The following is a 22,584-nucleotide window of genomic DNA, read 5'->3' as shown; positions in this document are numbered from 1 at the left end:
CCAGTGATTTGCGCAAATATTTTTCGACCATTGGTGCAATTACCCGGTCCACCGTAACAAGCGCTCACAGCTATGCCTTGAAAGCGCCCCCCGGCGAACGCATTTGGGTATAGACTACTGGCTAAATTTACAGTTGCTGAAACACCGCGAGGTCCGTCATGTCCGAGTTCCAGCTCGTCACCCGTTTCCAGCCGGCCGGCGACCAGCCCGAGGCCATCCGCCAGATGGTCGAAGGCATCGAGGCGGGGCTGTCGCACCAGACGCTGCTCGGGGTGACCGGCTCGGGCAAGACCTTCAGCATTGCCAACGTCATCCAGCAGGTGCAGCGGCCGACCTTGGTACTGGCGCCGAACAAGACGTTGGCCGCGCAGTTGTACGGTGAATTCAAGGCGTTCTTCCCCAACAACGCGGTGGAGTACTTCGTTTCCTACTACGACTACTACCAACCCGAAGCCTACGTGCCGTCCTCGGACACCTTCATCGAGAAGGACGCGTCGATCAACGACCATATCGAGCAGATGCGCCTGTCGGCAACCAAGGCGCTGCTGGAGCGGCGCGATGCGATCATCGTCACCACGGTATCGTGCATCTACGGCCTGGGCAGCCCCGAGACCTACCTGAAGATGGTCCTGCACGTCGATCGCGGCGACAAGCTCGACCAGCGTGCGCTGCTGCGACGCCTGGCCGACCTGCAGTACACCCGCAACGAGATGGACTTCGCCCGCGCCACCTTCCGTGTGCGTGGCGATGTGGTCGACATCTTCCCGGCCGAATCGGACCTCGAGGCCATCCGCATCGAACTGTTCGATGACGAGGTGGAGAACATCGCCGCGTTCGACCCGCTGACCGGCGAGGTCTTCCGCAAGCTGCCGCGGTTCACCTTCTACCCCAAGAGCCACTACGTGACCCCGCGGGAAACCCTGCTGGAAGCGGTCGAGGGCATCAAGGAAGAGCTCAAGGACCGCCTGGAATACCTGCAGAAAGCCAACAAGCTGGTGGAGGCGCAGCGCCTGGAGCAGCGCACCCGCTTTGACCTGGAGATGATCCTGGAGCTGGGCTACTGCAACGGCATCGAGAACTACTCGCGCTACCTGTCCGGGCGCCCGGCCGGGGCGCCGCCGCCGACCTTGTATGACTACCTGCCGGCTGATGCCCTGCTGGTGATCGACGAATCCCACGTCAGCGTTCCGCAGGTAGGCGCCATGTACAAGGGCGACCGTTCGCGCAAGGAAACCCTGGTCGAATACGGTTTCCGCCTGCCTTCGGCCCTGGACAACCGACCCATGCGTTTCGACGAGTGGGAGGCGGTCAGCCCGCAGACCATTTTCGTGTCGGCGACACCGGGCAGCTACGAGGCCGAGCACGCCGGGCGCGTGGTGGAACAGGTGGTGCGCCCGACCGGCCTGGTCGACCCGCAGGTGGAAGTGCGCCCGGCGCTGACCCAGGTCGACGACCTGCTGTCGGAAATCCGCAAGCGTGTGGCACAGGGCGAGCGGGTGCTGGCGACCACGCTGACCAAGCGCATGGCCGAAGACCTTACCGACTACCTGGCCGACCACGACGTGCGGGTGCGTTACCTGCACTCGGACATCGACACCGTCGAGCGGGTGGAGATCATCCGCGACCTGCGCCTGGGGACTTTCGATGTGCTGGTAGGCATCAACCTGTTGCGCGAAGGCCTGGACATGCCCGAAGTGTCGTTGGTAGCGATCCTCGATGCCGACAAGGAAGGCTTCCTGCGTTCCGAGCGTTCGCTGATCCAGACCATCGGTCGCGCGGCGCGCAACCTCAATGGCCGGGCCATCCTGTACGCCGACCAGATTACCGGTTCGATGCAGCGGGCCATCGACGAAACCGAGCGGCGCCGCGAGAAGCAGATTGCCTTCAACCAGGCTCATGGCATTGTGCCCAAGGGCGTGGTCAAGGACATCACCGACATCATGGAAGGGGCCACCGTGCCAGGCGCGCGCAGCAAGAAGCGCAAGGGCATGGCCAAGGCGGCGGAGGAGAGCGCCCGTTACGAGGCCGAGCTGCGTACGCCAGGCGAGATCACCAAGCGCATCAAGCAGCTGGAAGAGAAGATGATGCAGTTCGCCCGCGACCTGGAATTCGAGGCCGCGGCGCAGTTGCGCGACGAGATTGCCCAGTTGCGGGAGCGGTTGATTACCAGCTGAAGCCAGGCGCGGCCCTTTGTAGCAGCGGCCTTGTGTCGCGATGGGCTGCGTAGCGGCCCCAGGATTTGTGCCGCATGGAATATCCTGAGGCTGCTGCGCAGCCCATCGCGACACAAGGCCGCTCCTACAGGGGGCGTCGATCTGCAGCGGCCTTAATGGGCCTCCCCAGCCTTCAACCCCTCAGGCAGCTTGCGGGTCATCAACACCGCCACCATGCTCACCGCCAAGCCGATCCCGACAAAGTGGAAGGCATCGTTGTAGGCCATGATCAATGCCTGCTGATGGGTAATCTCGCTCAATTTCCCCAGCGCGGCATTGTCATTCCCCAGCCGCTCCGCCAGTTGCGCCAGGCGCTCCGCCACCTGTGGGTTGCCCGGCACCAGCGCCTCCCTCAAATAATCGAAATACACCTTGGTCCGCGCATCCAGCAGCGTGGCCAGCAGCGCAATGCCGATCGCCCCGCCCAGGTTGCGCAGGATATTGAACAGGCTCGATGCCGAGCCGGCATCCTGCGGCTGGATATACGCCGTGGCGATCAGCGAGATGGTCACCATGATCATCGGCTGGCCAATGGCACGGATGATCTGGATATGGTTGAACTGCGGCCCGGCGAAATCCGGGTTGAGCACCCCCGAGCCGAAACTCGCGGCGCCGAACAGGCAGAAGCCCAAAGCGCATAACAACTTGGGCGACACCACTTTCATCAATTGCGGCACCAGCGGGATGAGAAACAGCTGCGGGATGCCCATCCACATGATCACCTCGCCGATTTGCAGGGCGTTGTAGCCTTGCACCTGCGCCAGGTACAGCGGCAACAGGTAGATCGAGCCATACAGGCCCACGCCCATGCCCAGGCTGGCGATGCTCGACAGGCCGAAGTTGCGGTTGCCCAGGATGCGCAGGTTGATCAGTGGCTGTGGTCTGGAAAACTGCAGGATGACAAAGGTGATCAGGCTGACCAGGGCGATGCTGCCGAGGCCGACGATCAGCTGCGACTCCAGCCAGTCCTTGCGGTGGCCTTCCTCCAGAAACACCTGCAGGCAACCCAGGCCCAGGCCCAAGGTGACGATGCCGGCGTAGTCGGTGCTTTTCAGCAGCTCCCAGTGCGCGTCCTTCTTCTCCAGTCCGTACAGCAGGCCGGCGATCATCACCAGGCCTGGCGGGATGTTGATGTAGAAGATGTATTCCCAGCCCCAGTTCTCGGTCAGCCAGCCACCCAGGGTGGGGCCGATGGAGGGGGCGAAGGTGGCGGTCATGGCGAACATGGCCATGCCCTTGGCGCGGTGGTGCTCGGGCAGCTTGATCAGGGTCAGGGTGAAGGCCAGCGGGATCAATGCGCCGCCGGTAAAGCCCTGCAGGGCACGGAACAGGATCATGCTCTCCAGGTTCCAGGCCATCGAACACAGCAGCGACGACAGCAGGAAGCCGCCGGACACCCACACCGCCAGGCGCCGCGCCGACAGCAGTTGCACCAGCCAGGCGGTGAGCGGAATCATGATGATTTCCGCTACCAGGTACGAGGTGGAAATCCACGAGCCTTCCTCCAGCGTCGCCGACAAGGCGCCCTGGATGTCCTTCAACGACGAGTTGGTGATCTGGATGTCCAGCACCGCCATGAACGCACCGAGCATCACGCTCATTACCGCGATCCAGTCGCGCCGGGTCGGCTCCGCAGAGGGCCTGAGCAACACGTCAGCGGCCATTTTGGCCTTCGTCTTCGCTGCGCAGGTCGACGGTGGCGGTCACCGACATGCCTGGGCGGATGCGCCCGTGCAGCGGGTTGTCGGCACGGAAGGTCAGCTTGACCGGGATGCGCTGCACCACCTTGGTGAAGTTGCCGGTGGCATTGTCGGGTGGCAGCAGGCTGAACTGCGCACCAGAGGCGGCGAACAGGCTGTCGACCCGGCCTTCGATCGGTGTATCGGGGTAGCTGTCGAAGACCAGTTCGGCGCGCTGCCCTGGCTGCATGCGGCCGATCTGGGTTTCCTTGAAGTTGGCCTGCACCCAGATGTCTTCGTCCGGCACGATCGACAGCAGGTAGGCACCGGCCTGTACCACCTGGCCATCACGTGCGCTGCGCTGACCAATGGTGCCACTGATCGGCGCACGGATTTCGCAGCGGGTCAGGTTCAGTTCGGCCTGGGCCAGGTCGGCGCGGGCGTTGGCGATTTGCGCATCGAGGCGCTTGAGTTCGGCGCTCAGTGCGTTGACCTGCTGGTGCTGGCTTTGCAGGTCGGCGCGGGCCTTGTCGACCTGCGAGCCGGCGACATGGCTGTCGGCCGACAACGTGGTGACCCGTTCTTCCGAGACAAAACCCGGCTTGCGCAGCTTCTCGGCGCGGCTCAGGTCCAGGCGCGAGCGGTCGAAGGTGGCCTGGTTGGCTGCCACCTGGGCCTGCCCGGCGGCAATCAGGCTGGCCTGCTGGGTGAGGCGGCTTTCTGCCTGCGCATGCTCGGCTTCGCGGGTGGCCAGGGCGGCGCGGGCGCGTTGCACGGCCAGCTCGAAGTCGGCGGCTTCCAGGCGCACCAGCAGGTCGCCTTTGTTCACATGCTGGTTGTCCGCAACCGCGACGGCATCGATACGCGCGCCCAACTGGCTGGAAACGCGCGTGATTTCGCCCTGCACGTAAGCGTTGTCGGTGCTTTCGTAGAAGCGCCCCTTGAAGTACCAATGGCCGAGGAAGGCGAGGGCGATGATCGTCACCAGGGTGAAGAAGACCAGCAGGCGACGTTTGAGTTGGGCAGGCATGAGCACTATCGTTCCAGAAATGTAAATAAATTTAACAGCGGCATGGGGCGTATCGACAAGTGTCGTTCGCGCCATTGCTGGAGCCCGGTGCCTGCCTCCTGCTAACATCCCGCCTTTGTTTCATCTTTCGTTCGAGACCCTCCATGACCACCGTACGCACGCGTATCGCGCCATCGCCGACCGGCGACCCCCATGTCGGCACTGCCTACATCGCCCTGTTCAACTACTGCTTTGCCAAGCAGCACGGCGGTGAGTTCATCCTGCGCATCGAAGACACCGACCAGCTGCGTTCCACGCGCGAGTCGGAACAGCAGATCTTCGATGCCCTGCGCTGGCTCGGTATTGAATGGAACGAAGGCCCGGACGTCGGCGGCCCGCACGGCCCGTATCGGCAGAGCGAGCGTGGCGAGATCTACGCCAAGTATGCCAAGCAGCTGGTGGACGCCGGCCATGCCTTCTATTGCTTCTGCACCGCCGAAGAGCTGGAGCAGATGCGTGCCGAGCAGCAAGCCCGTGGCGAAACCCCGCGCTACGATGGCCGGGCGCTGTTGCTGAGTGCCGAGGAAGTGCAGCGCCGCCTGGACGCTGGCGAGCCGCACGTGATCCGCATGAAGGTGCCGAGCGAAGGCGTATGCGTGGTCCCGGACATGCTGCGTGGCGATGTCGAGATCCCGTGGGACCGCATGGACATGCAGGTGCTGATGAAGAACGACGGCCTGCCGACGTACTTCCTGGCCAACGTGGTCGACGACCATCTGATGGGCATCACCCACGTGCTGCGCGGCGAAGAGTGGCTGCCATCGGCGCCCAAGCTGATCAAGCTGTACGAATACTTCGGTTGGGAACAGCCCAAGCTGTGCTACATGCCGCTGCTGCGTAACCCGGACAAGTCCAAGCTGTCCAAGCGCAAGAACCCGACCTCGGTGACCTTCTACGAGCGCATGGGCTTCATGCCCGAGGCGATGCTCAACTACCTGGGCCGCATGGGCTGGTCGATGCCGGACGAGCGGGAGAAGTTCTCGCTGGCCGAGATGGTCGAGCATTTCGACCTGTCGCGTATTTCGCTGGGCGGCCCGATCTTCGACATCGAGAAGCTGTCCTGGCTGAACGGTCAGTGGCTGCGCGAGTTGCCGGTCGAAGAGTTCGCCGCGCGCCTGCAGAAGTGGGCGTTCAACAGCGACTACATGATGAAGATTGCCCCGCACGTGCAGGGCCGGGTGGAGACCTTCAGCCAGGTTGCTCCGCTGGGCGGGTTCTTCTTCGAAGGTGCGCTGAAGCTCGATGCCAAGCTGTTCGAAAGCAAGAAGCTGTCCGCCGACCAGGTGCGCCAGGTGATCCAGCTGATCCTGTGGAAGCTCGAAAGCCTGCGCCAATGGGAAAAGGAGCGCATCACCGGTTGCATCCAGGCGGTGGTCGAGGCGCTGGAGCTGAAGCTGCGTGACGCCATGCCGCTGATGTTCGCCGCCATCACTGGCCAGGCCAGCTCGGTGTCGGTGCTCGATGCCATGGAAATCCTTGGCCCCGACCTGACCCGCTACCGCCTGCGCCAGGCCCTGGACCTGCTGGGTGGCGTGTCGAAGAAAGAAAACAAGGAATGGGAAAAGCTGCTGGCGTCCATCGCCTGATAGCGCTCCAAAGGCCTTGGCTGAGCCCGGTAGGAGCGGCCTTGTGTCGCGAAAGGAGCGCAACGCGGTCCCGCGATTTCAGCTTTAACGCAAAAATTGCCGGGGCCGCTTTGCGGCCCTTTGGCGACACAAGATCGCTCCTACAAGCGCGCGGCGCTTAGATTTACCAAGGCAGGGCGGTAAGTGATTGTTATCTGTGAAAATTTTTTTGAATATTTTGAAAAATTAGTTTGACAGCCCTGCAATCCGATCTTAATATGCGCCCCGTCCACAGCGATGAACGAAAACGAAACGCCAGGCACCCAGCCAGTGCTTCGGTTCAGAGCGACATTGTGGGGCTATAGCTCAGCTGGGAGAGCGCCTGCATGGCATGCAGGAGGTCAGCGGTTCGATCCCGCTTAGCTCCACCAAATTCCGCTTGGCAGCCAAGGCTGTCAAGCAAGACCGGGTCCAGCACCGGGTCTTGCAGGTAAGAAGGTTCGTCCCCTTCGTCTAGTGGCCTAGGACACCGCCCTTTCACGGCGGTAACAGGGGTTCGAGTCCCCTAGGGGACGCCAGTTTTCCTGCGTTTTGCAGGGCTTAAAAAGGCTCGTCGATTATTGATGAGCCTTTTGTTTCGGGGCTATAGCTCAGCTGGGAGAGCGCCTGCATGGCATGCAGGAGGTCAGCGGTTCGATCCCGCTTAGCTCCACCATTTCTGCCAGGGTTCACATACGTGGATCTTCGCGAAGGTTACGTCCCCTTCGTCTAGTGGCCTAGGACACCGCCCTTTCACGGCGGTAACAGGGGTTCGAGTCCCCTAGGGGACGCCACATTTACCCGCGTATTGCGGGACCTTAAAGGCTCATTCGCTTATTGAATGGGCCTTTTGTTTTTTCTCCCAAAAAAACTCGCCGACAGAAGGCTGCAGAATTCGCTTGCGGAAAAATATGATGGGGATAATATTTCGATCATCATATTTTATCGGCGAGTGCCTGATGAGCGACAAGAAGAGCAAAACCCGCGAGCGCATTCTCGAAGCGGCATGCACGGCGTTGATCCAGCATGGCCCGGCCGAGCCTAGCGTCAGCCAGGTGATGGGGGCGGCAGGCCTGACCGTGGGCGGTTTCTATGCCCATTTCGACAGCAAGGACGAAATGATGCTCGAGGCGTTCCGCCAACTGTTGGGCGAGCGCCGAGCCTTGCTGGCCCAGGTCGATCCCAGCCTCGATGGCGCTGAGCGGCGGGCATTGGTCAGCGCCTTCTACCTGTCGCGCAAGCACCGCGATGCCGAGGTGCATGCCTGCCCACTGCCCAATTCGCTGGGTGAAATGCAGCGCCTGCCAGAGGCTTTCCGCGAGGTGCTGGCCGAGCACATCGAGTTGATGACGGCCGCCATGGTCGACCGCCCCGAGGAAGCCGACAAGGCCCTGGCCGACCTGGCCCTGATGATCGGCGGCCTGGCCCTGGCCCGGGCCTTGGGCACCAGCGAGCTGTCTGACCGCATTCTACGCGCCGCCAAATCAGCGGTGCTCTGACAGGAGCATGGCGATGACGACCCTGAGCTGGATTCGTGGTGTCAACGGCACCCTGGGCCGCCTGGCCCCGGAGCATGTTGCGGGCAAGATGCGCCGTGCGTTCATGACCCCGCGCAACCTGCCACCGCGGGAATGGGAACTGCCGGTACTGGCCAGCGCCGAGCGCATCACCTTGCGCTTCGGTTTGTCTGCGTTGCGATGGGGCAAAGGGCCGACTGTGCTGTTGATGCACGGTTGGGAGGGGCGGCCGACCCAGTTTGCCGCCTTGATCGAGACCCTGGTCGAGGCCGGGCATACCGTGGTGGCGCTGGAGGGGCCGGGGCATGGTCGGTCGCCAGGCGAGCAGGCGCACGTGGTGCTGTTTGCCCGAGCCTTGCTGGAGGCTGCCGCCGAGTTGCCGCCGCTGCGCGCGGTGATTGGCCATTCCATGGGCGGTGCCAGTGTGTTGCTGGCGCTGCAGATGGGCCTGCGTGCGGAAGCAGCAGTGAGCATCGCTGCACCGGCGCAACTGCTGGGCGTGCTGCGTGGTTTCGCCCATCGCCTGGGCCTGCCGGCACCGGCGCGGGCCGCATTCATCCGCCAGGTGGAGCGGGATGTGGGCATGAAGATTGCGCGGCTCGATGTCAGTGGTTACCAGCTGGAGTTGCCGGGGTTGGTGGTGCATGCCGCCGATGATGAGCTGGTGCCTGTTACTGAAGCCCAGGTCATTCACAAGGCCTGGTTCGACAGCCGGCTGTTGCGGCTGGAGGAGGGCGGGCACCAGCGCGTGCTGGCCGACCCGCGCCTGGGTGAAGCGGTGCTGGAGCTGCTGGCCCGGGCTGGTGCGGTCCCTGTAGGAGCGGCCTTGCGTCGCGATGGGCTGCGCAGCAGCCCCGGCAATCTGTGCTGGGACTGAGATTTTCGGGCCGCTATGCGCCCCATCGCGACACAAGGCCGCTCCTACAAGGGCGCGTAGCCCCGCAGGCAAGCGCCGAAGGGCTGGACTTTGCCCCGCAGGTCACTGCTAAATCCACTTTTGCGCCAAGGAAGCGAACATGAGCTGGGACCTGGCAACACCTTTCGTCATCGACCTGCGCGTGGCTAACGAGGACATCGATGGCCTCGGCCACGCCAACAATGCCGTCTACGTCACCTGGCTGGAGCGCTGCGCCTGGCGCCACTCGCAGCGCCTGGGCCTGGACCTGGCCGAATACCGCCGGCTGGACCGGGCCATGGCCGTGGTGCGCCACGAAATCGACTACCTGGCTGCAGCCTATGAGGACGACGAGCTGCAACTGGCCACCTGGATCATCGACTGGGACCAACGCCTGCGCATGACCCGGCGCTTCCAGCTCAAGCGCCCGCGTGACGGCGTGACCCTGCTGCGCGCCCAGACCACCTTCGCCTGCATCGAGCTGTCCAGCGGCAAGCCCAGGCGCATGCCGGCGGAATTTCTCGATGGTTACGGCCCGGCGCTGATCGGCGCCTGAAACAGCGGCAATTTTTGCTAGACTGCCGGCTTTTTCCCGCCGAGACCCCGACATGCAAATTGCCCTGGCCCCCATGGAGGGGCTGGTCGACAACATCCTGCGCGACGTGCTGACCCGCGTTGGCGGTATCGACTGGTGCGTCACCGAGTTTATTCGCGTATGTGACCGCCTGCTGCCGCCTGCCTCGTTCGACAAGCTGGCGCCCGAATTGCGCAACGGCGCGCGGACTGCCGCCGGGGTGCCGATGCGTGTGCAATTGCTGGGTTCCGACCCGGTGTGCCTGGCCGAAAACGCCGCGCTGGCCTGCGCGCTGGGGGCGCCGGTGATCGACCTGAACTTCGGTTGCCCGGCCAAGACCGTGAACAAGTCGCGTGGTGGTGCAGTACTGCTCAAGGAGCCGGAGCTGCTGCACGCCATCGTGCGCGAGGTGCGCCGCGCCGTGCCGGCGGATATTCCGGTGACGGCGAAAATGCGCCTGGGCTTCGACAGCCCCGATGGCGCGCTGGACTGTGCCACCGCCCTGGCCGAGGGCGGTTCGGCGCACCTGGTGGTGCATGCGCGGACCAAGGTCGAGGGCTACAAGCCGCCGGCCCACTGGGAGTGGGTGGCGCGGGTGCAGGATGTGGTCAAGGTGCCGGTGTTCGCCAATGGCGAGATCTGGACCGTGGACGACTGGCAGCGTTGTCGCGAAGTCAGTGGTGCCGAAGACATCATGCTGGGCCGCGGGCTGGTTTCGCGCCCGGACCTGGGCCTGCAGATTGCCGCAGCGCGAGATGGGCGGGAGTATTTGCCAATGACCTGGGCCGACCTGCTGCCGTTGTTGCGTGAATTCTGGCGCCAGGCCCAGGCCAAGCTGTCGCCGCGTTATGCGCCGGGGCGAATGAAGCAGTGGTTGGCGATGCTGACCCGCAGTTACCCGGAGGCGGTGGTGCTGTTCGCCGAATTGCGCCGGGAAGATGACTGCGCGCGGATCAGTCGCTTGCTGGGGATTGAAGCGCAACCCTTGACGGCATGTGTTGCCTGATCAGGCGCTTTCACCGGCGTGCCTGCGAAAAGGGGGCGCACCGGTTCAAGATTTTTTTGCTGGCCCCTCTTGAAAGCCTTTCCCTCGACCCTATCTCTTGAGTACGCGATGCCGAAGTCGGGTCGCGTAGTGAATTTACTTGCTGAATCTCAGGAGTTTATGACCATGAACACTGCTTTTTCTCTCGCTCCACTGTTCCGCCATTCCGTAGGTTTCGACCGTTTCAACGACCTGTTCGAATCTGCGGCACGTAACGAGGCCGGTAGCAGCTACCCGCCCTACAACGTGGAAAAGCATGGCGATGACCACTACCGCATCGTGGTAGCCGCAGCCGGCTTCCAGGAGCAGGACCTCGACCTGCAGGTCGAGAAAGGTGTCCTGACCGTATCCGGTGGCAAGCGCGACAACGGCACTGAAGAAGTGACCTACCTGCACCAGGGTATCGCCCAGCGCGCCTTCAAGCTGTCCTTCCGCCTGGCCGACCATATCGAAGTCAAGGCTGCCGGCCTGGCCAATGGCCTGCTCAGCATCGACCTGCTGCGCATCGTGCCTGAAGAAGCCAAGGCCAAGCGCATCCCGATCAATGGTGACAAGCCAGCGCTGAACTGATCGCGGCGATGTGAAGAAGGGCACCCCAGGGGTGCCCTTTTTTGTGCCCGCTGTACTGGCCCTGGCGCGCTACCTTTTGTAGGAGCGGCCTTGTGTCGCGATAGGGCGCGAAGCGGCCCCAAGACCCAGTCGTCGCAACAATAGCCAGGGCTGCGGCGCTGCCCATCGCGACACCAGGCCACTCCTGCAGGGAGCGTGACTGTCAGCTCCCGGAATTCGCCGGCGCCTCCAGCAGCATCTGCCGAAACTCCGACAAAGGTAGCGGCCGGCTGTGCAGGTACCCCTGGTACAAGTGGCACCCCAGCCGTTCCAGAAACTCCAGCTGTTCGGTCAGTTCCACGCCTTCGGCAATCACCGCCAGGCCCAGGCTGCGGGCCATGGCGACGATGGCGCGGACGATCTCGGCGTCGTTGGGGTCCATCGGCGCATCGCGCACGAAGGTCTGGTCGATTTTCAGTGCGTCTATCGGCAGGCGCTTCAGATAGGTCAGCGAGGAGTAGCCGGTGCCAAAGTCATCCATCGCAAAACTCACCCCGTGGCGCTTCAGCTCCCGCATCTTGCTGATGGTGTCTTCGAGGTTCTGGATGACGATGCCTTCGGTAATCTCCAGCTTCAGCATCTGCCGTGGCAAACGATAGTCGTCCAGGCTGCGCAGCACCCGCCCGACGAAATCGTTCTGGCGGAACTGCCGCGGGCTGATGTTCACGCACAGGCTGAAGCTGTCGGCCTCGACCAGCCCGTCGGCCAGCATGCTGGCGCAGGCGTCGCAGGCTTCGTCGAGAATCCAGCTGCCAACCTCCAGGATCAGGCCGCTTTCTTCCAGCACCTGGATGAATTGTGCCGGCGGTTGCTGGCCCAGTTGCGGGTGGTGCCAGCGCAGCAATACCTCGGCGCCGACGATGCGGTTGTCACGCGCGTCCACCTGCGGCTGGAAGTGCAACGCCAGTTCGCCACGGGCCAGGGCCAGGCGCAGGTCGTTTTCCATGCGCAGGCGCTCGCTGGCGGCCTTCTGCATGGTGGTATGGAACAGCTGGGTGGTGTTGCGCCCGGAGTCCTTGGCCCGGTACAAGGCGATATCGGCGCGCTTGAGCAGGTCGGCTGGCGTGGCGCCATGGTCGGGGATCAGTGCGACACCGATGCTCGGCGTCACCTGCAGGCGCTGGCCATCCAGCGACATTGGCTCGGCCAGCAGTTCGCGCAGGTTGTCGGCCAGTTCACGGACTTTTGCTTCGACCATGTCGCGGCTGCCTTCCAGGCCGCTCAGCAATACCACGAACTCGTCGCCGCCCAGGCGCGCCACGGTGTCTTCCAGGCGCACGCTGGCTTCCAGGCGCGCAGTGACGATTTTCAGCACCGTGTCGCCCACCGGGTGGCCGAGCGAGTCGTTGATGTGCTTGAAATGGTCGAGGTCGAGGAACAGCAGGGCGCCGCGCAGGTTATGGCGCTTGAGCAGGGCGATCTGCTGGCTCAGGCGGTCCATCAGCAGGGCGCGGTTGGGCAGGTTGGTCAATGGATCGTGATAGGCCAGGTGGCGGATTTGCGCTTGGGCATTCTTCAGCTGGCTGACATCGCGAGCATTCAGCAGCAGGCAGTCGACTTCGTTCAGGGTAATGGGTTCGACCGATACCTCCACGGTGAGGATATCGCCACGCTTGTTGCGCCCGAGCATCTCGCGGTGGTGCACCCGGCCACGCTCGCGTAATTCGGCCAGCAGGGCGCTTCGCTGCTTGTCGTCGGCCCAGATGCCCACCTCGTACACCGTGCGGCCGACCACTTCGGCGGCGCTGTAGCCGGTCAGGCGGCAGAAACCGTCGTTGATTTCCAGGTAGCGGCCACTGTAGCGCTCGGTGATGGTGATGGCGTCGGGGCTGGAGTGGAAGGCTTTGGCGAACTTCTCCTCGCTGGACTTGAGCGCCGCCTCGGCGCGCTGCTGCTGGGTGATGTCGCGCAGGGTGGTGACGCTGCAGGGCTGGCCGTCGACGGTGATCAGGCGGCTGGAAATCACGCAGGTCAGCGGTGCACCATTGCGGTGGTTGACCACCACCGCGACGTTGCTCAGGGCCTGTTCGCGGATCACCCGCTCGATGCGTTGCGCGCGCTCGAAGGTCTCGGCCCACAGGCCGATTTCCTCGGCCGTGCGGCCGATGACCTGATCGGTGCTCCAGCCAAAGGTCTGGGTGAACGCCGGGTTGATCTCGATGAACTGGCCGGTGTCCTGGCGGTTGACGCAGATCGGGTCGGGGCTGACCTGGAACAGGCTGGCGAATTTCTCCTCCGAAGCGCTCAGGCGTTGTTCACGTTCCACCTGGTCGGTGATGTCGAGCAAGGTGCCGGCCATGCGCAGCGGGTTGCCCTGCTCGTCGCGGTACAGCCGGGCGCGGCTTTCGATATAGCGCGAGACGCCGTTTTCCAGTTGTACCTGGTAGGTCACCTGGTAGTTGCCGGCAGGGCCTTCGCGCAAGCTGCGGTAGGTCTGGCGCATGGCGTTGCGCTCTTGCTCCGGCACCCCTTCGAAGAACGCGTCGAACGATTCGTGAAAGGGGATCGGCGGCAGGCCATGCAACTGCGCGGCGCGGGCCGAGCCGTAGAGCATGCCGCTGGGGATATGCCAGTCCCAGGTGCCCAGCTGGGCCGAGTCCAGGGCCAGGTCCAGGCGCTCCTGGCTTTCCTTCAGCGCCTGTTCGGCGCGTTTGCGTTCGGTGGTGTCCATGAAGGTGCTGAGGAGGAAGGTCACGCCCTCCAGCTCTATGCCCTGGGTGCTGAGTATGCCGTCATGCACCTTGCCGCTGATGGCGCGGAACTGGACTTCCAGGTTCAACGGGCCGTTGCTGGTGCGGGTCGACTCCAGCAACTGGTGACGCTGTTCGGGGTTGACCCACAGGCCCAGTTCCAGGCTGGTCTTGCCGATCACCTGGCTGCCGGGCCAGCCGAACATGTTTTCGAAGTGCTGGTTGACCTCGAAAATCATGCCGTCGTGGCGACGGGTCAGCAGAATGGCGTTGGGGCTGAGGTGGAACAGGGTGGCGAAGCGCTTTTCCGAGTTGATCAGCGCGGTTTCCCGTTCGCGTTGGCGGGTGATCTCGCGGATGACCCCGATCATCTGCGGCCGGCCGTGCTGGTCATGGGTCAGGCTGCCGTTGATCTCCAGCCAGTGCAGGCTGCCGTCTGGCCAGCGGATGCGGTGGCGCATGGCTTTTTCCGCCGGCTCGCCGTTGACCACGGCCTGGAACAGCTGGCGGGTGCGGGCGCGGTCTTCTTCTGGCAGCAAATCGAGATAGTCTATATCGCTGGGTAGTGGCTTGTGCGGGTCGAAGCCGAACAGCGCCTGGGTACCGCGCGACCAGCTCACCCGGCCGGTCTGTATGTCCCATAGCCAGGCGCCCAGGCGCGCTCCGTTGAGCGCTGCCAGCAATTGCGGGGCGTTCTGCCAGGCCTGTTCCGACTCCTGTGGATCGGCCGCAGGGATGCGCGGCAGGCGCGGAAAGCGGTTCGCTGATTTGGGCATCGGTACCAGACCTTTGGCGTATGACGCGTCCTTTGGAGGTGGAAAACCGGGCTGACAGCCAGTCAGGCGGGCCCCGCGTGGCTGTCGAGCAGGGCCATGAATGCCCTGGCGGCGTTCGATAGCGTGCGCTCCGTGTGCAAAATGTAGCCTAGCTGGCGGGACAGCTGTATGCCCGGCAAACTGATGCGTGCAACCTGTTCATCGAGCATGGTGCGCGGCAGCACGCTCCAGGCCAAACCGATCGAGACCATCATCTTGATGGTTTCCAGGTAATTGGTGCTCATGGCGATATTGGGAGTCAGGCCCTGGCTTTCGAACAGGCGCTGCACGATATGGTGGGTGAACGTATTGCCGCCCGGGAATACTGCCGGGTGGCGCGCGACGTCGGCCAGGCTCACCGCATGGTTGGCGGCCAGTGGGTGTTCAGGGGCGGCGACGAAATCCAGGGCGTCGTCCCACACCGGCACGGCCTTGACCAGGTGGTGCGGTTCGGGTGCCAGGGTGATTACGGCAATCTCGGCGCGGCCATGCAGGATTTCGTCGTAGGCCTGTTCCGAATCCATGAACTGGATATCCAGCGCCACGGCTGGGTATTGGCGCGTGAAGGCCCGCAACAGCGGCGGCAGGCGGTGCAGGCCGATATGGTGGCTGGTGGCCAGGGTCAGGCGGCCGCTCACTGCGCCGGTGAGGTTGGTCAACGCTCGGCGGGTGTCGTCCAGGACATTGAGGATCTGGTAGGCGCGCGGCAGCAAGGCGCGGCCAGCCTCGGTCAGGGTGACCTCGCGGCCCAGCCGGTCGAACAGGCGCACCTCCAGTTGCTGCTCCAGCCCGGCGATGCGCTTGCTGACCGCTGGCTGGGTCAGGAACAGGCGTTCGGCTGCCCCGGAAAAGCTTCCAGTTTCGGCGATGGCGATGAAGGCGCTGAGGTTGGCCAGGTCCATGGTTTGAATTCCTGTTGGTTATCCAAAGCATAAAAATTATGAATTTGAGTTATTCAATCTAAACCCCTAGCATCGACCGCACAAGCCAAGGGGTCTTTGGCATAGAAAGACGCTGATGAGGAACAGTCTGATGGCTGGCAAAACGCTCTACGACAAACTCTGGGAAGCCCATGAGGTCAAGCGCCGCGATGACGGCTCGTCCTTGATCTACATCGACCGCCACATCATCCACGAAGTGACGTCGCCCCAGGCCTTCGAAGGCCTGCGCCTGGCCAACCGCAAGCCTTGGCGCATCGACGCCAACATCGCCACGCCGGATCACAACGTGCCGACCACGCCCGAGCGCAAGGGGGGGATCGAGGCCATCGTCGACCAGGTGTCGCGCCTGCAGGTACAGACCCTCGACGAAAACTGTGACGAATACGGCATCGTCGAATTCAAGATGAACGACGAGCGCCAGGGCATCGTCCACGTCATCAGCCCGGAGCAGGGTGCCACCTTGCCGGGCATGACCGTGGTCTGCGGCGATTCGCACACCTCCACCCATGGCGCTTTCGGCGCCTTGGCCCACGGTATCGGTACTTCCGAAGTCGAGCACGTGCTGGCGACCCAGTGCCTGGTCGCCAAGAAGATGAAGAACATGCTGGTGCGCGTGGAAGGCCAGTTGCCTGCCGGCGTTACCGCCAAGGACATCGTCCTGGCGGTGATCGGCAAGATCGGCACCGCCGGTGGTAACGGCCACGCCATGGAATTTGCCGGCAGCGCCATCCGCGAACTGTCGATGGAAGGCCGCATGACCATTTGCAACATGTCCATCGAGGCCGGTGCCCGCGTAGGCCTGGTAGCGGTGGACGACACAACCGTTGCCTATGTCGAAGGCCGCCCGTACGCGCCCAAGGGTGAGCAGTGGAAACAGGCGGTCGCAGCCTGGAAAGGCCTGGTTTCCGACGCTGACGCGGTGTTCGACACCGTGGTCGAGCTCGACGCTGCGCAAATCAAGCCGCAGGTCAGCTGGGGCACTTCGCCGGAGATGGTCCTGGCCGTCGACCAGCGCGTGCCGGACCCAGCTGCCGAGCCGGACCTGATCAAGCGTGGTTCGATCGAGCGTGCCCTCAAATACATGGGCCTGGCCGCCAACCAGGCGATCACCGACATCAAGCTCGACCGCGTGTTCATCGGCTCGTGCACCAACTCGCGCATCGAAGACCTGCGCGCCGCGGCCGCGATCGCCAAGGGCCGCAAGGTCGCTGCCAACGTCAAGCAGGCGCTGGTGGTGCCGGGCTCGGGCCTGGTCAAGGCCCAGGCCGAACGCGAAGGCCTGGACAAGATCTTCCTCGAAGCCGGTTTCGAATGGCGTGAACCAGGCTGCTCGATGTGCCTGGCGATGAACCCGGACCGCCTGGAGAGCGGCGAGCACTGCGCGTCCACCTCCAACCGCAACTTCGAAGGCCGTCAGGGCGCCGGTGGCCGTACCCACCTGGTCAGCCCGGCCATGGCCGCCGCCGCCGCGGTGACCGGCCACTTCATCGATGTCCGCGAGTTGATCCAAGGGAGCGCAGCATGAAAGCCTTTACCCAGCACACTGGCCTCGTCGCCCCGTTGGACCGTGCCAACGTCGACACCGACCAGATCATCCCCAAGCAGTTCCTGAAGTCGATCAAGCGCACCGGCTTCGGCCCCAACCTGTTCGACGAGTGGCGTTACCTGGATGTGGGCCAGCCCTACCAGGACAACAGCAAGCGCCCGTTGAACAAAGAGTTCGTGCTCAACCACGAACGTTACCAGGGTGCCAGCGTATTGCTGGCGCGGGAGAACTTCGGTTGCGGCTCGAGCCGTGAGCACGCGCCGTGGGCGCTGGACGAGTACGGCTTCCGCAGCGTGATCGCGCCGAGCTTTGCCGACATCTTCTTCAATAACAGCTTCAAGAACGGCTTGCTGCCGATCATCCTCAGTGATGAGGAAGTCGACGAGCTGTTCAAGCAGGTCGAAGCCAACCAGGGCTACCAGCTGGTCATCGACCTGCAGGCGCAGGCCGTGACCCGCCCGGATGGCAAGGTGCTGCACTTCGAGATCGACGCGTTCCGCAAGCACTGCCTGCTCAACGGCCTGGACGATATCGGCCTGACCTTGCAGGACAGCGATGCGATCAAGGCCTTCGAAAGCAAGCATCGCGCAGCGCAGCCTTGGCTGTTCCGTGATGCCTGATTGTTTGTAGGTGGCAGTACCGGCCTCTTCGCGGGCACGCCCGCTCCCACAGAGAGCAGCGCTGTACCTGTGGGAGCGGGCGTGCCCGCGAAAGGGCCGGTACAGGCAGCGAGAAACCAAAAGGATCGAGACATGACCAGCACCACCCACACCGATGTGGTCCAACGCCAGTTCGGCGAACAGGCCAGCGCCTACCTCAGCAGCGCCGTACACGCCCAGGGCAGCGAATTCGCCCTGCTGCAGGCCGCGCTGGCGGGGCAGGGCCATGCCCGCGTGCTGGACCTGGGCTGCGGTGCCGGCCATGTCAGCTTCCACGTCGCCCCGCTGGTTGCCGAAGTGGTCGCCTACGACCTCTCGCAAGCCATGCTCGACGTGGTCGCCAGTGCCGCTGCCGAGCGCGGCCTGGCCAATATCACCACCGAACGCGGCGCCGCCGAACGCCTGCCGTTCGCCGACGCCTCGTTCGACTTCGTCTTCAGCCGCTACTCGGCCCACCACTGGAGCGACCTGGGCCTGGCCCTGCGCGAAGTGCGCCGGGTGCTCAAGCCGGGCGGCGTGGCAGCCTTCATCGACGTCATGTCGCCGGGAAGCCCGTTGCTCGACACCTACCTGCAAACGGTGGAAGTGCTGCGCGATACCAGCCACGTACGCGACTACTCCGCCGCCGAATGGCAGCGCCAGGTCAGCGAGGCCGGCCTGCACGTGCGCAGCCACACCCGCCAGCCGCTGCGCCTGGAGTTCGGCAGCTGGGTCGAGCGCATGCGCACCCCCGAGCCGATGCGCGTGGCCATCCGCCAGTTGCAGCAAGCCATGGGCGCAGAAGTACGGCAGTATTACCAGATCGAGGCCGATGGTTCGTTCAGCACGGATGTGCTGGTGTTGTGGGCCGAGCGTTAAGAACTTTTCGGTGTGGCCCGCTTGGCCGCACCGCGTGAATGGATAGAGGAAAGCATGAGCAAGCAGATTCTGATTCTCCCAGGTGACGGTATCGGCCCGGAAATCATGGCCGAGGCGGTCAAGGTGCTGGAGCTGGCCAACGACAAGTTCCAGCTCGGTTTCAGCCTGGCCCACGACGTCATCGGTGGCGCCGCCATCGACAAGCACGGCGTGCCACTGGCCGACGAGACCCTGGAGCGTGCGCGCAAGGCCGATGCCGTGCTGCTGGGCGCCGTAGGCGGGCCGAAGTGGGACAAGATCGAGCGTGACATCCGCCCGGAGCGCGGCCTGCTGAAGATCCGTTCGCAACTGGGCCTGTTCGCCAACCTGCGCCCGGCCATCCTCTATCCGCAACTGGCCGATGCCTCGTCGCTCAAGCCGGAAATCGTCTCCGGCCTGGACATCCTCATCGTCCGTGAGCTGACTGGCGGCATCTACTTCGGTGCGCCGCGTGGCCAGCGCGAGCTACAAGGCGGCGAGCGCCAGGCCTACGACACCCTGCCGTACAGCGAAAGCGAAGTGCGCCGCATTGCCCGGGTCGGCTTCGACATGGCCCGTGTGCGCGGCAAGAAGCTGTGCTCGGTGGACAAGGCCAACGTCCTGGCGTCCAGCCAGCTGTGGCGCGAAGTGGTCGAGGACGTGGCCAAGGACTACCCGGACGTGGAACTGAGCCACATGTACGTCGACAATGCTGCCATGCAGCTGGTGCGAGCACCCAAGCAGTTCGACGTGATGGTGACCGACAACATGTTCGGTGACATTCTGTCGGATGAAGCTTCCATGCTGACCGGTTCCATCGGCATGCTGCCTTCGGCGTCGCTGGATGCCGACAACAAGGGCATGTACGAACCTTGCCACGGCTCGGCGCCAGACATCGCCGGCCTGGGTATCGCCAACCCGTTGGCGACCATCCTCTCGGTGTCGATGATGCTGCGCTACAGCTTCAATCAGGTGGCTGCCGCCGAAGCGATCGAGAAGGCCGTGAGCGTGGTTCTGGACCAGGGCCTGCGCACCGGCGACATTTTCTCGGAAGGCTGCCGCAAGGTGGGTACGCAGGAAATGGGCGACGCAGTAGTCGCAGCGCTGCGGAATCTGTAATCTCTCTGGCCCGCCACCCCAAATTCCCGGTGGCGGCCCACTTTTAGCAAAGGTGTAGTTGCGATGAAACGTGTAGGTCTGATCGGTTGGCGCGGTATGGTCGGTTCCGTGCTCATGCAGCGGATGCTGGAGGAGCAGGATTTCGACCTTATCGAGCCGGTGTTCTTCACCACCTCCAACGTCGGTGGCCAAGGCCCGAACGTGGGCAAGGATACTGCTCCACTCAAGGACGCTTATTCGATCGAAGAACTCAAGACCCTCGACGTGATCCTGACCTGCCAGGGCGGCGACTACACCAACGAGGTCTTCCCCAAGCTGCGTGAAGCCGGCTGGCAGGGCTACTGGATCGATGCCGCTTCGTCCCTGCGCATGCAGGATGACGCGGTGATCATCCTCGACCCGGTCAACCGCAAGGTCATCGACCAGCAACTGGACGCGGGCACCAAGAACTACATCGGCGGCAACTGCACCGTCAGCCTGATGCTGATGGGCCTGGGTGGCCTGTTCGAAGCCGGCCTGGTCGAGTGGATGAGCGCCATGACCTACCAGGCGGCCTCGGGTGCTGGCGCGCAGAACATGCGTGAGCTGATCAAGCAGATGGGCGCTACCCACGCCGCGGTGGCCGATGACCTGGCCAACCCGGCCAGCGCCATCCTCGACATCGACCGCAAGGTTGCCGAAACCATGCGTAGCGAAGCGTTCCCGACCGAGAACTTCGGTGTGCCGCTGGCTGGTAGCCTGATCCCGTGGATCGACAAGGAGCTGCCGAACGGCCAGAGCCGCGAAGAGTGGAAGGCCCAGGCCGAGACCAACAAGATCCTCGGGCGCTTCAAGAGCCCGATCCCGGTGGACGGCATCTGCGTGCGCATCGGCGCCATGCGTTGCCATAGCCAGGCGCTGACCATCAAGCTGAACAAGGATGTGCCGCTCGCCGACATCGAAGGCATGATCAGCCAGCACAACCCTTGGGTGAAACTGGTGCCGAACCAGCGGGAGATCAGCATGCAGGAGCTGACCCCGACCAAGGTGACCGGGACCTTGAATATTCCGGTTGGCCGCTTGCGCAAGCTGAACATGGGGTCGCAGTACCTCGGTGCGTTCACCGTCGGTGACCAGCTGCTGTGGGGCGCGGCCGAACCGCTGCGTCGCATGCTGCGGATCCTGCTGGAGCGTTGATCGTTCTGGTGTGACCGAAAACCCGTGCTGGCGACAGTGCGGGTTTTTTTTTGCAGCTGATTGTGGGGTGGGTAGGGCGGCAAGTGTATGGCGCGACATGGTTGGCGCCTGTGAGATCGAGCGCCGCCCGCGCGGCTCATCGCGAGCTGCGCTCGCTCCTACGTTTATTTCGGGCCAGTAACGCCTGTGGCAGGCGCGCGCGACCGCCTGGTTGGTACGACGCGATGGCACGCCATGCGCCAAAGGGGGCCGCGCGCAAATCCCACAGAAATGATTGGCCCGAAACAAACGTAGGAGCGAGCGCAGCTCGCGATGAGCCGCGCGGGCGGCGCTCGATCTCACAGGCGCCGAAAACCCCGCGACCCACCCATACCGGCGATCACGCGTTCAGCCCGCATACCCACGATACGCCAGCAAAGACAAACATCGACAATCCAAGTAAAGTGCCGCCCCCGCCGTTTTCAGCAAAAGGATTCCTTCCATGACAAACCCTTTGGACATCGCCGTCGTCGGCGCCACCGGCAGCGTCGGTGAAGCCCTGGTACAGATCCTCGAAGAACTGGCCTTCCCGGTCGGCACGCTGCACCTGCTGGCCAGCATGGAGTCCGCCGGTAACAGCGTGATGTTCGCCGGCAAGAAGCTGAAAGTACGCGAAGTGGACAGCTTCGACTTCGCCCAGGTCAAACTCGCCTTCTTCGCCACCGGCGCCGCCGTCAGCCGCAGTTTTGCCGGCAAGGCGCTGCAGGCGGGTTGTACGGTTATCGACCTGTCCGGCGGCCTGGACGGCGCCCTGGCCCTGGTGCCCGAAGCCAACGCCGAACGCCTGGCCGGCCTGGCGCTGCCTGCGCGTATCGTCAGCCCGTGCTCGGCCGCCGTTGCCCTGGCTGTGGCGCTGGCACCGCTCAAAGGCCTGCTGGATATCGAGCGAGTGCAGGTGATGGCGGCGCTGGCGGTGTCCGCACAGGGCCGCGAAGCCGTCACTGAGCTGGCCCGGCAAACCGCCGAGCTGCTCAATGCCCGGCCGCTGGAGCCACGCTTCTTCGATCGTCAGGTCGCATTCAACCTGTTGGCCCAGGTGGGTGCTGCCGATGAACAGGGCCATACCGCGCTGGAGCGGCGCCTGGTCAGCGAGCTGCGTGTGCTACTGGGCATGCCTGAACTGAAGATTTCCGTGAGCTGTGTTCAAGTCCCGGTGTTTTTTGGCGATAGCTTCAGTGTGGCGGTGCAGAGCCGTCGCCCGGTCGACCTGGAGGCGATTCAACAGGCACTCGAGGCCGCCGACAGTGTCGAACTGGTGGAACGCGACGATTATCCGACCCCGGTTGGTGACGCAGTGGGCCAAGACGTGGTCTATGTTGGTCGTGTACGGCATGGTGTTGATGAAGACCAGCAGCTCAACCTCTGGCTGACCACCGACAACGTGCGCAAAGGCGCCGCGCTGAACGCCGTGCAAGTGGCGCAATTGTTGATTAAACACATGCCGTAAAAGATACTGGCGAGCAATTTTGTCCTGCTCCGCATGCAGGTTTCAGGACGCTTCATACAAGGGAAGAGGTC

General features: G+C 63.6%; 17 protein-coding genes and 4 tRNA genes. 17 read left to right on the top strand and 4 right to left on the bottom strand.

Features of this window, described 5'->3' with window-relative positions:
* Nucleotides 1-158 precede the first annotated feature (158 nt).
* Nucleotides 159-2,174: an excinuclease ABC subunit UvrB gene (gene uvrB, locus JKP78_RS16145; RefSeq protein WP_186689135.1), complete on the top strand. Its 2,016-nt coding sequence runs from the start codon at nucleotides 159-161 to the stop codon at nucleotides 2,172-2,174.
* Nucleotides 2,175-2,326: 152 nt separating this feature from the next.
* On the opposite strand, the gene JKP78_RS16140 is transcribed toward uvrB, so the two are convergent.
* Both JKP78_RS16140 and JKP78_RS16135 read right to left on the bottom strand, forming a co-directional pair.
* The gene (locus tag JKP78_RS16140; RefSeq protein WP_170028930.1) at nucleotides 2,327-3,877 is read right to left on the bottom strand and encodes an MDR family MFS transporter; all 1,551 of its coding nucleotides are present in this window, start codon (nucleotides 3,875-3,877) and stop codon (nucleotides 2,327-2,329) included.
* Nucleotides 3,867-4,922, bottom strand: coding sequence for an HlyD family secretion protein (locus JKP78_RS16135; protein WP_200626967.1), 1,056 nt, complete (start codon nucleotides 4,920-4,922; stop codon nucleotides 3,867-3,869). The genes JKP78_RS16140 and JKP78_RS16135 overlap by 11 nt, the downstream gene beginning before the upstream one ends.
* Nucleotides 4,923-5,065: 143 nt before the next feature.
* On the opposite strand from JKP78_RS16135, the gene gltX reads away from it, so the two are divergent.
* From gltX to JKP78_RS16085, 10 genes are all read left to right on the top strand, one after another.
* On the top strand, nucleotides 5,066-6,547 hold the full coding sequence (gene gltX / locus JKP78_RS16130; RefSeq protein WP_170028932.1) for a glutamate--tRNA ligase: 1,482 nt from the start codon (nucleotides 5,066-5,068) through the stop codon (nucleotides 6,545-6,547).
* A gap of 334 nt (nucleotides 6,548-6,881) precedes the next feature.
* Nucleotides 6,882-6,957: transfer RNA gene (locus tag JKP78_RS16125), tRNA-Ala, on the top strand.
* 71 nt (nucleotides 6,958-7,028) lie between these two features.
* Nucleotides 7,029-7,104 (top strand) — tRNA-Glu (locus JKP78_RS16120).
* A 61-nt stretch (nucleotides 7,105-7,165) separates the two neighbouring features.
* Nucleotides 7,166-7,241, top strand: a tRNA-Ala gene (locus JKP78_RS16115).
* A 42-nt stretch (nucleotides 7,242-7,283) separates the two neighbouring features.
* A tRNA-Glu gene (locus JKP78_RS16110) sits at nucleotides 7,284-7,359 on the top strand.
* 165 nt (nucleotides 7,360-7,524) lie between these two features.
* Complete coding sequence (locus tag JKP78_RS16105; protein WP_186687244.1) at nucleotides 7,525-8,064, top strand: TetR/AcrR family transcriptional regulator; 540 nt, start codon at nucleotides 7,525-7,527, stop codon at nucleotides 8,062-8,064.
* A 13-nt stretch (nucleotides 8,065-8,077) separates the two neighbouring features.
* The gene (locus JKP78_RS16100; protein ID WP_200626966.1) at nucleotides 8,078-8,959 is read left to right on the top strand and encodes an alpha/beta fold hydrolase; all 882 of its coding nucleotides are present in this window, start codon (nucleotides 8,078-8,080) and stop codon (nucleotides 8,957-8,959) included.
* A 139-nt stretch (nucleotides 8,960-9,098) separates the two neighbouring features.
* Entirely contained in the window at nucleotides 9,099-9,533 is a 435-nt protein-coding gene (locus JKP78_RS16095; RefSeq protein WP_170028935.1) for an acyl-CoA thioesterase, read from the top strand.
* Nucleotides 9,534-9,585: 52 nt separating this feature from the next.
* Nucleotides 9,586-10,557, top strand: a complete 972-nt coding sequence (locus JKP78_RS16090) for a tRNA dihydrouridine synthase (protein ID WP_200626965.1) — start codon at nucleotides 9,586-9,588, stop codon at nucleotides 10,555-10,557.
* Nucleotides 10,558-10,722: 165 nt separating this feature from the next.
* Entirely contained in the window at nucleotides 10,723-11,166 is a 444-nt protein-coding gene (locus JKP78_RS16085; RefSeq protein WP_186687248.1) for an Hsp20 family protein, read from the top strand.
* Nucleotides 11,167-11,368: 202 nt separating this feature from the next.
* On the opposite strand, the gene JKP78_RS16080 is transcribed toward JKP78_RS16085, so the two are convergent.
* Both JKP78_RS16080 and JKP78_RS16075 read right to left on the bottom strand, forming a co-directional pair.
* The gene (locus JKP78_RS16080) at nucleotides 11,369-14,671 is read right to left on the bottom strand and encodes a PAS domain S-box protein (RefSeq protein WP_200626964.1); all 3,303 of its coding nucleotides are present in this window, start codon (nucleotides 14,669-14,671) and stop codon (nucleotides 11,369-11,371) included.
* Nucleotides 14,672-14,733: 62 nt separating this feature from the next.
* Entirely contained in the window at nucleotides 14,734-15,612 is an 879-nt protein-coding gene (locus tag JKP78_RS16075; protein WP_186687252.1) for a LysR family transcriptional regulator, read from the bottom strand.
* Between the two features lie 130 nt (nucleotides 15,613-15,742).
* Here JKP78_RS16075 and leuC point away from each other — a divergent pair, with 130 nt between their 5' ends.
* The 6 genes from leuC to JKP78_RS16045 all read left to right on the top strand — a co-directional run bounded on the left by leuC (nucleotide 15,743) and on the right by JKP78_RS16045 (nucleotide 22,513).
* On the top strand, nucleotides 15,743-17,176 hold the full coding sequence (gene leuC / locus JKP78_RS16070; RefSeq protein ID WP_186687254.1) for a 3-isopropylmalate dehydratase large subunit: 1,434 nt from the start codon (nucleotides 15,743-15,745) through the stop codon (nucleotides 17,174-17,176).
* A complete protein-coding gene (gene leuD, locus JKP78_RS16065) occupies nucleotides 17,173-17,817 on the top strand; it encodes a 3-isopropylmalate dehydratase small subunit (protein ID WP_186687257.1) in 645 nt (214 codons plus the stop codon). Before leuC ends, leuD begins: the two co-directional genes overlap by 4 nt.
* Nucleotides 17,818-17,949: 132 nt before the next feature.
* Entirely contained in the window at nucleotides 17,950-18,714 is a 765-nt protein-coding gene (locus tag JKP78_RS16060; protein ID WP_186687261.1) for a class I SAM-dependent methyltransferase, read from the top strand.
* Between the two features lie 54 nt (nucleotides 18,715-18,768).
* Nucleotides 18,769-19,851 (top strand): 3-isopropylmalate dehydrogenase, encoded by a 1,083-nt coding sequence (gene leuB, locus JKP78_RS16055; RefSeq protein WP_170028942.1) that lies wholly within the window; start codon nucleotides 18,769-18,771, stop codon nucleotides 19,849-19,851.
* A gap of 63 nt (nucleotides 19,852-19,914) precedes the next feature.
* Nucleotides 19,915-21,027, top strand: a complete 1,113-nt coding sequence (asd, locus tag JKP78_RS16050) for an aspartate-semialdehyde dehydrogenase (protein WP_023660790.1) — start codon at nucleotides 19,915-19,917, stop codon at nucleotides 21,025-21,027.
* 481 nt (nucleotides 21,028-21,508) lie between these two features.
* On the top strand, nucleotides 21,509-22,513 hold the full coding sequence (locus JKP78_RS16045; protein ID WP_200626963.1) for an aspartate-semialdehyde dehydrogenase: 1,005 nt from the start codon (nucleotides 21,509-21,511) through the stop codon (nucleotides 22,511-22,513).
* Nucleotides 22,514-22,584: the final 71 nt, after the last annotated feature.

The sequence above is a fragment of the Pseudomonas sp. LAM2023 genome (assembly GCF_016620375.1).
Classification (GTDB): Bacteria; Pseudomonadota; Gammaproteobacteria; order Pseudomonadales; family Pseudomonadaceae; genus Aquipseudomonas; species Aquipseudomonas anuradhapurensis.
Note: the sequence above shows the minus strand (reverse complement) of the source record. Positions and strands in the feature narration are given on the sequence as shown.

Coding starts and splice junctions, on each gene's coding strand:
- uvrB (WP_186689135.1), top strand. CDS start 159: ATGTCCGAGTTCCAGCTCGTCACCCGTTTCCAGCCGGCCGGCGACCAG.
- JKP78_RS16140 (WP_170028930.1), bottom strand. CDS start 3,877: ATGGCCGCTGACGTGTTGCTCAGGCCCTCTGCGGAGCCGACCCGGCGC.
- JKP78_RS16135 (WP_200626967.1), bottom strand. CDS start 4,922: ATGCCTGCCCAACTCAAACGTCGCCTGCTGGTCTTCTTCACCCTGGTG.
- gltX (WP_170028932.1), top strand. CDS start 5,066: ATGACCACCGTACGCACGCGTATCGCGCCATCGCCGACCGGCGACCCC.
- JKP78_RS16105 (WP_186687244.1), top strand. CDS start 7,525: ATGAGCGACAAGAAGAGCAAAACCCGCGAGCGCATTCTCGAAGCGGCA.
- JKP78_RS16100 (WP_200626966.1), top strand. CDS start 8,078: ATGACGACCCTGAGCTGGATTCGTGGTGTCAACGGCACCCTGGGCCGC.
- JKP78_RS16095 (WP_170028935.1), top strand. CDS start 9,099: ATGAGCTGGGACCTGGCAACACCTTTCGTCATCGACCTGCGCGTGGCT.
- JKP78_RS16090 (WP_200626965.1), top strand. CDS start 9,586: ATGCAAATTGCCCTGGCCCCCATGGAGGGGCTGGTCGACAACATCCTG.
- JKP78_RS16085 (WP_186687248.1), top strand. CDS start 10,723: ATGAACACTGCTTTTTCTCTCGCTCCACTGTTCCGCCATTCCGTAGGT.
- JKP78_RS16080 (WP_200626964.1), bottom strand. CDS start 14,671: ATGCCCAAATCAGCGAACCGCTTTCCGCGCCTGCCGCGCATCCCTGCG.
- JKP78_RS16075 (WP_186687252.1), bottom strand. CDS start 15,612: ATGGACCTGGCCAACCTCAGCGCCTTCATCGCCATCGCCGAAACTGGA.
- leuC (WP_186687254.1), top strand. CDS start 15,743: ATGGCTGGCAAAACGCTCTACGACAAACTCTGGGAAGCCCATGAGGTC.
- leuD (WP_186687257.1), top strand. CDS start 17,173: ATGAAAGCCTTTACCCAGCACACTGGCCTCGTCGCCCCGTTGGACCGT.
- JKP78_RS16060 (WP_186687261.1), top strand. CDS start 17,950: ATGACCAGCACCACCCACACCGATGTGGTCCAACGCCAGTTCGGCGAA.
- leuB (WP_170028942.1), top strand. CDS start 18,769: ATGAGCAAGCAGATTCTGATTCTCCCAGGTGACGGTATCGGCCCGGAA.
- asd (WP_023660790.1), top strand. CDS start 19,915: ATGAAACGTGTAGGTCTGATCGGTTGGCGCGGTATGGTCGGTTCCGTG.
- JKP78_RS16045 (WP_200626963.1), top strand. CDS start 21,509: ATGACAAACCCTTTGGACATCGCCGTCGTCGGCGCCACCGGCAGCGTC.